The following is a 6,184-nucleotide window of genomic DNA, read 5'->3' on the forward strand; positions in this document are numbered from 1 at the left end:
GAAGTTACGTGGGGGCTCAACTGTTCGTAAAAGCCCGATTGGTTCAACTAATAATCAGTTGGGGATGCCCCCACTGATTAAAGTTTCACTTTATGATAGTAGAAAGGATTTGCATTATGACTGAAAAAATGACACGAATGACGCAATTTGTGAAAGAAGAAATTGCAAATGCAATCACACATGGTATCGGTGCCATTTTAAGCATCCCTGCCTTGATCATATTGATTATTCATGCCTCTAAGCATGGTACCGCATCTGCTGTTGTTGCATTTACGGTTTATGGTGTAAGTATGTTCTTACTGTACTTGTTTTCGACATTGTTACATAGCATTCACCATCCAAAAGTAGAAAAATTATTTACTATACTAGATCACTCAGCCATTTATTTATTAATCGCTGGCACATATACTCCTTTTTTACTTATTACGCTTCGCGGACCATTAGGCTGGACGTTACTTGCTATTATATGGACACTCGCAATCGGGGGTATCATCTTCAAAATTTTCTTTGTACGTCGCTTTATTAAGGCATCAACATTATGTTATATCATTATGGGATGGCTCATAATCGTTGCTATTAAACCACTTTATGAAAATCTAACTGGGCACGGTTTTTCACTACTGTTAGCGGGCGGAATTCTATATTCTGTAGGGGCTATATTCTTCCTTTGGGAAAAGTTACCTTTCAACCATGCTATTTGGCATCTTTTCGTTTTAGGTGGTAGTGCGATGATGTTCTTCTGTGTACTCTTTTATGTCCTACCAACAGCATAATAAAAAAGGTTTCAGCTTATATAAGCTGAAACCTTTTTTATTACTTATGTAATTGTGATGCAATAACATCTTGTGTATGCTTCGTTAACTCTTTAATATCCATATTCGCATACTCTTCAGGTGTAATCGGTTTAGAAATTGTTACTGTTGCATGAGCTGGTTTCATACGGTTTCCATTCGCTTCAAACATTTTATATGTCCCATCTAATGTTACAGGTAAGATTGCTACACCAGATTTTACTGCAAGATGAAAACTCCCGGCCTTAAACTCTCCAATTTCGCCACCCTTACTTCTCGTCCCTTCTGGGAAAATTACAATAGAATGTCCATTCTTTAATAGCTCAATTCCATCTTTAATCGCTTGAAGTGATTGACGACGATCATTACGATTCATAAATACACAATTCATAAGTTCCATCCAAGTTGGTACAACTGGAAACTTCTTAATCTCTGCTTTTGAAACGAATCCAATTGGTTTATTTAAGTAACCTAGTAAAACAGGAATATCCATATTACTTTGATGATTACTTACAACTAGTACCGGCTTATCTTTTGGAACATTTTCAAGTCCCTTTACTTCAACTGTAGATCCAGCTACACGTACCATTTTCTTACCAAACCAATTTGTCGTTTTATACACAACATTATCTTTTTCTTGTGGCGACATCGTATTTACTTGCCTTTTCAGACGCCACATTCTCGGTGTAATCGCAATTACGATTAAAATTAAATAAAATATTTTAAAAAACGTTTGAATCATACAGAACCCCCACCTATTATCATTCCGACCTTCATTATACTAGACAAACGAAGGAAAAAGAAGAAAAAATGTCCAAACAACAAGTGCTTGGACATTTTTAAGTACTCTATATTAGAAACGTTTTGCTAATTCACGAGCATTAGCAATTGCTGCTTCTTTAATTTCTGGTGCTTTTTCAGGATTTGCATTCATACCTTCAACTGCAATATATTCAGTTTCATTTACACCAATGAATCCTAATACTGTTTTTAAGTGATTGCGGCCAAAGTCTACAGCTGCGTATGGTCCTTCAGAATAAACGCCACCTGTTGCTTGAATGTGAAGTGCTTTTTTGCCTTCTAATAAGCCAACTGGTCCATTTTCAGTATATTTGAATGTTTTACCTGCGATTGCTAAGTTATCTAAGTATGCTTTTACTACTGGTGGATAGCTAAAGTTCCACATTGGAGTTACGAATACATAACGATCTGCATGCATAAATGTTTCTAAGTTCGTGTTCATTGCTGCAACTTTTTGTTGTTGAACTTCAGTTAAAGTTTCAAAGCCTTCACCTGCTGCAAATTTACCCCAAGCAGCGAATACATCTGCATCAATTGCTGGTACTGTAGTGTTGAATAAATCAACTGTTACAACTTCGTCTTGTGGATGTTCGTTTTTATAAGCTTCGATGAAAGCTTCCCCTACTGCCATTCCGTAAGAACCTTCTGCTGAATTTGGATTTGCTGTAATAAATAGTACTTTTGTCATTGTATTCTCTCCCTTTTATACATTTTATCTTTAATTTGAGATTTATAATTTGAAAGTAAACAACTTACCTTATGTAAGTATAATACAAAAGGTTGTGTGTGATGTCAATAAAAATAGCTACTTTTTTTTCGTAAGTTAATGATTTATTTTGTTTCTTTAAAATTCAGTATATAGATATTAAGAATTCTTTCGTACAAAAAGGCTATCTCTACAAAATATAGAGATAGCCTTTTATTACATATTATTTTTGAAACACATGTTTCACTTTTTCAGCTGGAATGTTACTTCCGCCTCTACCTTTTACATCTTCAATCATCATTGTAATAACCATATCTGGTGAATTTAAATCAAATGCAGCGAACCAGCCTAGTTCTTTTCCTTCAGCCTCTTTTGATACTTTCAATTCCGCTGTACCTGTTTTTCCAGCAAGAGTCATCCCATCAATTTTAGCAATTTTCCCGGTACCATCTGGATCATTAATTACTTTCGTCATAGCAGTTTTTAGTATATCCTGATTGCCTTTTGAAATGACATTCTCTTTCCAAACTTTTGGTTGCTTATCTGTTTTAATAATGTATGGAGAAGGTATGTTTCCATCATTAACAATTGGTGCGTACGTTAATGCTAGATGGAGTGGTGTCATTAATACTTGTCCTTGTCCATAACCTGTGTCTGCCATTTGAATATCATTTTTAATACCATCATTTGCGATTTTAGAAGCTGGGAATCCATATTCAATTGGTAGCTTCTCATCGAATCCGAATTTTTTCGCTTCACTCATAAATTTATCTTTTCCGATTTTCAAAGCTTCTTGTGCAAAATAAATATTATCCGAGTATTTCATCGCCTTATCAAAATCAATCGGATTTGCATCTTTTACACGCGTTACATAATAATTACCCCAAGAAGAATCTTTTGTCCATTTCAATCCTTCAATTTTCAACTCTTCTTTTGGATCAATCGTTTTCGTTTCAAGACCGATTGCAGCTGTAATCGGCTTAAATACAGATCCTGGAACTGATAATTGTGTAAATCGATTCGTCATCGGTTTTTTCGGATCATTATTTACCGCATCACGTTGCGCTTTTGACGCCCCTCTTGTAAGGGTATTTGGGTTATAAGCTGGTGTGCTCACAAGTGCAAGTGTTTCTCCAGTCTTTGGATTAATTGCTGCACTTGATCCTACCTCATTTTTCATTTCATTATAAATTTCGCTTTGAACTGCACTGTCAATCGTTAAAGTTACATTTTCTCCATCAACAGCATCTGTTTTTGCTAAATTTTTAATTTCTTTTCCTTGTGCATCTTCTACGAAGACACGACCACCTTTTTTACCGCGTAGCTTTTCTTCCAGTACTTGCTCTAAACCAGCTTTACCTACTGGATCATCTGCTTGATAGCCTTTCTTTTGTAGCGTTTTTAAATCTTCAGCATTCACTTTTCCAATATAGCCAGTAAGATGCGCTGCTTCTTCTCCTAATGGATATGAGCGAACATTTACTGGCTTTGTTGCAACACCGGGTAAATCTATGTACGTATTTTGTGTTGCTCCTTCAGGCAATATTCCAATTGGTACAAGGTAATTTGGTTTTACCCATTTAGCTGCTAGTTTTTGGTCAATTTCTTCGACAGACATATTTAGTAACTTCGCTACCGTTTCTTTCGTTTGCGGAGCTGCATCCCCTAATTTTTCAGGAATCAATCCAATTTCAGAAGCTTTACCATTTACCGCAAGATATTTACCGTTACGGTCATATATTTCTCCTCGCTTCGGCTCTGTCGTTTGCATACGCACTTTACTATCTTTCGTCATACCTGGGAAGATAAAATCAGGAGTCCACTCTACTTTCCAAGATTCTTTATCTCCATCTTTTTCTTTCACCATCTTTGCTTCATGGCCAAAAGTGATTTTTCCACCTACTGTATCCATGCTTACTTTAAAAGGAACAGGACCTTCATCTTTTTTATCTTCTTTTACTTCCCCTGTTTCTACTTTTAAATCTTTCACTTCGATGCCAGCATAAATTTTTTCATATTTCTCAGTGAATTCTTTCTTTGAAATATCTTTTTTTGCCTTTTCTGATAATTGATCATACATTTCTGCAAATTTTTGTTTATTCCATGCTTTTGCATATGTATCAAATGCTTCTTGTGGTTTTTCTTCTTTACCACATCCGACTAACATGAATGTTAAGCAAAGAAAAAGAATCCCCCATATCTTTCTCAATCGATTCTCCTCCTCTTTCTACACAAATACTTTAGAAAATATTAGCATTTTTACATGCTACCATTCATTATAGCACTATCGAATCTCATCTATAAACCTATATTGATGGATACAAATAAAAAGATTGATGCGAATATTCACATCAACCTCTATTATTATTGTTTTTCATATACATGATAATAGTATGTATACGGATTTTTTTCATCCGTTAAACCTTTTTCAACAAAAATTTCTTTCCAATTTGTCATATCCATTTCCGGGAAGAATGTATCACCTTCAAATGCATGATGGATTTTTGTTATATATAACTTGTCTACGTAAGGTAAAAAGAGATCATAAATTTGCGCTCCGCCAAAAATAAAAATCTCTTCTTCATTTTTGCATAGCTCAAACACTTCTTCTACAGAATGTGCAACTTCACAGCCTTCAACATGATACCCTTCATTACGAGTTACAATGATATTACGTCTTCCAGGCAGTGGTCTACCAATCGCTTCATAGTTTTTTCTTCCCATAATAAGCGAATGACCCATCGTTGTTTTCTTTACATATTGTAATTCACTTGGTAAACGCCAAGGCAAATTATTATCTTTACCAATTACTCTATTCTCGTCCATTGCGACCATAAATGAAACTATCATCTTTTCATCTCCTCTACAATTACACTGCAACCGGTGCTTTAATTGCTGGGTGTGGATCATATCCTTCAATCGTTAAATCTTCCATTTCAAAATCAAACACAGATTTCACATCTGGATTTAGTGTAAGTTTCGGGAATGGACGTGGTTCACGTGCCAATTGCTTTTCTACTTGCTCAAAATGATTCGTATAAATGTGAGCATCTCCAATTGTATGAACAAATTCTCCTACTTCAAGTCCGCATTCATGTGCAATTAAATGTGTTAATAGCGAGTAACTTGCAATGTTAAATGGAATTCCAAGGAATATGTCACCACTTCTTTGATATAGCTGACAAGAAAGTTTTCCATCTGCTACATAAAATTGGAATAACGTATGACAAGGTGGTAATGCCATACTTGGTACATCTTCAGGATTCCAAGCAGAAACAATTAGACGACGCGAATCTGGTGTTTTCTTAATCATTTCAATTACATCTTTTAATTGATCGAGCGTCTCACCAGCTGTCGTTTTCCAAGCACGCCACTGTTTACCGTATACGTCTCCTAAATAACCATATTTATTTGAGAACTCATCATCTTCTAAAACGTTCTTTTTAAACAATTCCATTTGCTCATCGTACTGTACTTTAAATTCTTCATCTTGTTGTGAGCGAAGACCGAAATCAGTCATGTCAGGACCAGTATACTCGTCGCTTTCTACCCAGCTCTTAAATGCCCATTCATTCCAAATGTTATTATTATGCTGTAATAAATAACGAATATTTGTATCACCTTTCATAAACCAAAGTAGCTCACTTGCTACAAGGCGAAACGGCACTCTCTTTGTCGTTAGTAAAGGAAAACCTTTACTTAAATCAAAACGCATTTGATATCCAAATACAGATACAGTTCCTGTCCCTGTACGATCTTCTTTCTTCGTACCATGCTCCATTACATGGCGGCATAAATTTAAGTATTCATTTTCAGCATGTTTCATATGTAGAAAAACCTTCTTTCAATCTTATATAAAATTTATCATAACATGAAAAACAGTGAA

The 6,184-nt window shown here is 35.3% G+C and carries 6 protein-coding genes; 1 reads left to right on the plus strand and 5 read right to left on the minus strand.

Translation table 11 applies throughout. The features are described from left to right. Positions 1-116 precede the first annotated feature (116 nt). Positions 117-773 (plus strand): PAQR family membrane homeostasis protein TrhA, encoded by a 657-nt coding sequence (gene trhA / locus KI369_RS15445; protein WP_000136894.1) that lies wholly within the window; start codon positions 117-119, stop codon positions 771-773. 40 nt (positions 774-813) lie between these two features. Here trhA and KI369_RS15450 read toward each other — a convergent pair whose 3' ends face one another. The 5 genes from KI369_RS15450 to KI369_RS15470 form a co-directional block, all read right to left on the minus strand. Next, complete coding sequence (locus KI369_RS15450) at positions 814-1,533, minus strand: lysophospholipid acyltransferase family protein (RefSeq protein WP_071724059.1); 720 nt, start codon at positions 1,531-1,533, stop codon at positions 814-816. Between the two features lie 111 nt (positions 1,534-1,644). Continuing rightward, on the minus strand, positions 1,645-2,280 hold the full coding sequence (locus KI369_RS15455; protein ID WP_212956539.1) for an FMN-dependent NADH-azoreductase: 636 nt from the start codon (positions 2,278-2,280) through the stop codon (positions 1,645-1,647). Between the two features lie 241 nt (positions 2,281-2,521). Then, positions 2,522-4,507 (minus strand): penicillin-binding transpeptidase domain-containing protein, encoded by a 1,986-nt coding sequence (gene pbpC / locus KI369_RS15460; protein WP_212956540.1) that lies wholly within the window; start codon positions 4,505-4,507, stop codon positions 2,522-2,524. Between the two features lie 155 nt (positions 4,508-4,662). Then, the gene (locus KI369_RS15465) at positions 4,663-5,148 is read right to left on the minus strand and encodes a dihydrofolate reductase (protein ID WP_212956541.1); all 486 of its coding nucleotides are present in this window, start codon (positions 5,146-5,148) and stop codon (positions 4,663-4,665) included. Positions 5,149-5,167: 19 nt separating this feature from the next. Further along, entirely contained in the window at positions 5,168-6,124 is a 957-nt protein-coding gene (locus KI369_RS15470; protein WP_000679609.1) for a thymidylate synthase, read from the minus strand. Between the last annotated feature and the right edge of the window lie 60 nt (positions 6,125-6,184).

The organism is Bacillus sanguinis, from assembly GCF_018332475.1.
Taxonomy (GTDB): Bacteria; Bacillota; Bacilli; order Bacillales; family Bacillaceae_G; genus Bacillus_A; species Bacillus_A sanguinis.